Origin of the sequence: Leptolyngbya sp. FACHB-711 (assembly GCF_014695615.1) — a bacterium.
GTDB lineage: Bacteria > Cyanobacteriota > Cyanobacteriia > Elainellales > Elainellaceae > Leptolyngbya_A.
The window spans coordinates 1-3020 of sequence record NZ_JACJOR010000201.1 but is presented as its reverse complement, the minus strand read 5'-3'; the positions used below and the strand labels follow the sequence as shown (position 1 = coordinate 3020).

The window sequence follows — 3020 nt, the reverse complement described above, 5'->3', positions numbered from 1 at the left end:
AATATCTTGCTTTGGTTCAAAAAGCGGAAAGTCGATGGCAGCAGCTCTGTAAGACTTACCTTCCAGTAGAATCTGACTACTCCATCTGGCGATCTAGCCGCTTAGGAAATAGCGATGATGCCGAGCAGGGATGGAAGCTTCATGTTTCTGCAACGGTTTTGTCTGCAATTGAAATTTTTGAGCGAGTTGCGCCTTTCTTGCAAAAAAATAACATTTTATTCAAAGCACCCAATTCTCTTAAGGAACTGAAGAAAATTAACAGCGGTCTTTTCTATGGGTTCAGTCAGGTTGGAAAATTTATTACTGTATATCCAAAAACAACTGAAATTGCCGTTGAAATTGCCGATCGGCTGCATCAATTGACTGAAGGATTATCCTCTCCTCCGATCCCCTACGATCTGCCGCTGAGACAAAATAGCTGTGTTTATTATCGCTACGGCTCATTTAGTTCTTTAGCCATTACAAACCCTGACGGAACTCAAACTCCTGCTGTACGAACTCCTCAAGGCAATTTAGTCCCGGATCTACGTGAACCCCAAGCGGCTGTTCCTCATTGGGTGACTGATCCTTTCATTCACAGTTCACGATCGCTCAGCTCCGGTTCAGCCCCTAAAGCAAGTCAACTCCAATCAACTTTTCGTGCCTATGAGGCATTGTCTCAGCGAGGAAAGGGAGGAGTCTATCGCGCGCTAGATTTAAGCGTGCTTCCGGCTCGATTGTGCATTTTAAAAGAAGGAAGAAAAGCAGGAGAGATTGACTGGGATGGGCGAGATGGATACTGGAGAGTAAAATATGAAGCTGAAATTCTCTCATCGCTAAAGCTGGCAGGAGTAAAGGTTCCTGAGGTTTATGCAACGTTTCAAGCAGGAGAAAATTTCTATCTTGCAATGGAAGCGATTGAAGGCGAAACCTTACAGGCTCTTCTCCAACGCAGCAAAAAATTACCCATTCAGGAAGCGATACAGTATGGCATTCAGATCGCCTGTATTCTAGAAAAACTTCATGCCGCTGGTTGGATTTGGCGAGATTGCAAGCCCATGAATTTAATGCGCAGTCAAGATGGCACATTGCGAGCTTTCGATTTTGAAGGTGCTTGCCAAATCAATGCGTTAGATCCGGTGCCTTGGGGAACATCGGGCTACTTGCCGCCTGAATCGTTGAGTGCTTCTGCACAAATTCAGGGAGTTTCTCAAGACCTTTATGCCCTTGGCTCGACTCTGCATCAAATGCTGAGCAATAAACTTCCGACAAGTGAGGAACTAAAAGCACCGATCGGCAAGCTCAGAAGAGGCATTCCGCGCGATGTTAGAGCAGTTATTGTTGCTTTACTGGATCGCAACCCTACTTTACGACCCGATGCCCAAACCGTGAGACGCGTCTTGCAGGCTGCCGAGGCTAGCTGAAATAGTAAACTTCCTGCGTGAATCAGGCGGGATGTGCTAGTTCGTAGTTGAGCAGCCCGGCAATCAAGTTCAAGCGCAAGCTAAATCGCCTCCTGCGGTTACGGTAGCGTCCTGAGAAGATGCGGAAGATCTTGAAGCGACGAATGATGCGCTCCACTCGAACTCGCAGTCTCGCTAGTGCCCGATTGTGCTGCTTTTCGTCTTTGGCTAACGGTTGCTTGCGCGGTTTCTTGGTTGGGGTACAAGCCCCAGCATAACGTTTGGCAAACCCCTGATACCTTCGGTCAGCTAAACATAACTGCGATAGCACAAAGGGTAGGCGACTGCGCTTGATCAGCTTGAAGTCATGCGTCCTGCCCTTGTAGGTGGCAATCACTTACCCGGTGTCAAACTCCACTCACAGGTGCGCCTTCAGCGTATGGCATTTGTGCTTCCCACTGTAGTACCGTTTCTATTTTTTTTCGGGAGTTCGATTTTGACTTTGCCTACGTCCACAGCAGCACTTTCCATTCCCACCCCGGTTGGTATAGCTATCGTTGGCTAGGCAAGCGAAACTGACCGCATTTGACCAGGATGTCCTCGACCTTCTTGATGATGCGCCCCACTGTTGTTTCGTGCAGTCCCCAACTCGTGCCAATGTGGAACTAGCTGCGATATTCCCGCCAGTATTCCAATGCCACTAACAACTGGTCTTCCAAGCTCAGTTTGTTTTGTCCACCTCGTCGTCCCTGGTGTTCCAGGTGGGGACGCAACTCCTCAACCATCTCGCCGAAGGTCTCCCAGCTCACGCCGCACAATCGCTTAAATTCTCCAACACTCAAGCGTTGCAGTTCTTGGTAAGGCATAGCGATTTCTCCTTGTGCTTAGTTCTGCCATGCTCACACCGTTTTTGCAAGCCCTTTGTCTGAAACTGGCACACTCCCACTCATTTATGTAGGAGGTCCAGTCAAGTTTTCTCGATCACATCCCCAATTCGATCTGCTTTCCCTTCTACTATATTTTTCTACTATGCTTCACAAATAATCCAAGTTAGGCTTGATCACTTTGCTACGTTAGGCATTCCAAATAGACTGCTAAATCTCAGTCAAACCTTGCTAAATTTCTTGATCGCCCTATCTGCTCAATCAAATCAACCACCCGATCGACAATTACACCTGCCGCCACCCCTCGCCCCACCGAGCGCCCCGTCGTAAACCGTAGCCTCACATCCTCCTGTAATGCTTGGGACAGCGTAGCCGACAAGCCATACCGTTCATAGTCCCATTCCAGTGACGATTGAGCCGCAAACAGTTTTTCCGCATTGGGTAACCGATCGCGCTTCACATGACGATTAAAGCTAGGGTCAGAGGGAATCAGATTCCACATTTCATTAATGGGATAAACTGACAGCGGCAGCAGATGATCCAGGTCGTAGGCAGTTCCCTGCGCAATTCGCTTATCTGTCCAGGGGCAGCGGAGTTCCTGACCTTCCAGCAGCAAGATTTCGATCTGGTTGTTCTCCCAAGTCAGAGGTCGGCGGTTATCAGGGCGATCGGTGAGCAGGTTGTAAATCTCGCCTCGGCTCACGGGCTGCTGGGACTGAGATACTCGCTCTGTGAATAGACACCACTCATAAAT

The 3020-nt window shown here is 48.6% G+C and carries 4 protein-coding genes; 1 reads left to right on the top strand and 3 read right to left on the bottom strand.

Features of this window, described 5'->3' with window-relative positions; genetic code table 11:
- On the top strand, positions 1-1403 hold a 1403-nt coding region (locus H6F80_RS29395; RefSeq protein ID WP_206755048.1), incomplete at its 5' end, for a class III lanthionine synthetase LanKC N-terminal domain-containing protein.
- 22 nt (positions 1404-1425) lie between these two features.
- On the opposite strand, the gene H6F80_RS29725 is transcribed toward H6F80_RS29395, so the two are convergent.
- The 3 genes from H6F80_RS29725 to H6F80_RS07520 all read right to left on the bottom strand — a co-directional run.
- Entirely contained in the window at positions 1426-1779 is a 354-nt protein-coding gene (locus H6F80_RS29725; protein WP_347277841.1) for a transposase family protein, read from the bottom strand.
- 268 nt (positions 1780-2047) lie between these two features.
- The gene (locus H6F80_RS29720; RefSeq protein WP_242067218.1) at positions 2048-2248 is read right to left on the bottom strand and encodes a hypothetical protein; all 201 of its coding nucleotides are present in this window, start codon (positions 2246-2248) and stop codon (positions 2048-2050) included.
- 235 nt (positions 2249-2483) lie between these two features.
- On the bottom strand, positions 2484-3020 hold a 537-nt coding region (locus H6F80_RS07520; RefSeq protein WP_277879065.1), incomplete at its 5' end, for an HNH endonuclease domain-containing protein.

Bases quoted from the DNA above. Each gene is read 5' to 3' on its own strand.
- H6F80_RS29720 (WP_242067218.1), bottom strand. From the start codon at position 2,248: ATGCCTTACCAAGAACTGCAACGCTTGAGTGTTGGAGAATTTAAGCGA.